Consider the following 669-nt stretch of genomic DNA (forward strand, 5'->3'; position numbering starts at 1 on the left):
GACCTTGAGATCAACATGACCCCACCAGGTGGCAATCAAAAAGGCAATAACCCTGAGCAACTGCTTGCTATGGGTTACGGTGCTTGCTTTGATGGCGCGCTTGGCGTGGTCAAAAAGATGGAAAACGCACGCTTTGGTTCCACCACTGAAACGTCTGTTGATCTGTTACAAGGTGACAACCACGAGTACAAACTCTCAGTAAAAATTCATGTAATCGCTGACAACACTGATCTGTTAGCTGATGAGATCCAAAAACTGGTTGAAAAAGCGCATGACGTCTGCCCATATTCTAAAGCCACTCGCGGCAACATCGATGTTGAAGTCACCTCAGAAGTAAAATAACGTATTATGAGACTCATTATCAATGATTAATTAAGAATATATTAATTATAGAAGAACTCAGCTGGTCTGGGTTCTTTTTTTGTTTGAAATTTTGGTGAAAAAATAAAACCGCTAGAACATCTCGTAACGGTTAAGCAGTTCGGCACGCACTGTTTTTATCGTTATAATAAGGGCATATTTTTATCTAATAGCTGATAAGTGACCTTTATGACTGATAATATAGCTGACAATACCGCCGATAACGACCACAACTCCCATCAAGCACTCGATCCTAAAACCTTACCGAATTTTGACGAGATGCCTAACGTCGCGCTGATGGATACCAGT

The 669-nt window shown here is 41.3% G+C and carries 1 protein-coding gene; it reads left to right on the forward strand.

Going from position 1 to position 669, the window contains the following annotated elements; translation table 11 throughout:
* Nucleotides 1-342, forward strand: a 342-nt coding sequence (locus ACS8FC_RS18050; RefSeq protein WP_439297801.1) for an Ohr family peroxiredoxin, incomplete at its 5' end; no start/stop codon positions are given.
* Nucleotides 343-669: the final 327 nt, after the last annotated feature.

The organism is Psychrobacter sp. 1Y4, assembly GCF_051847555.1.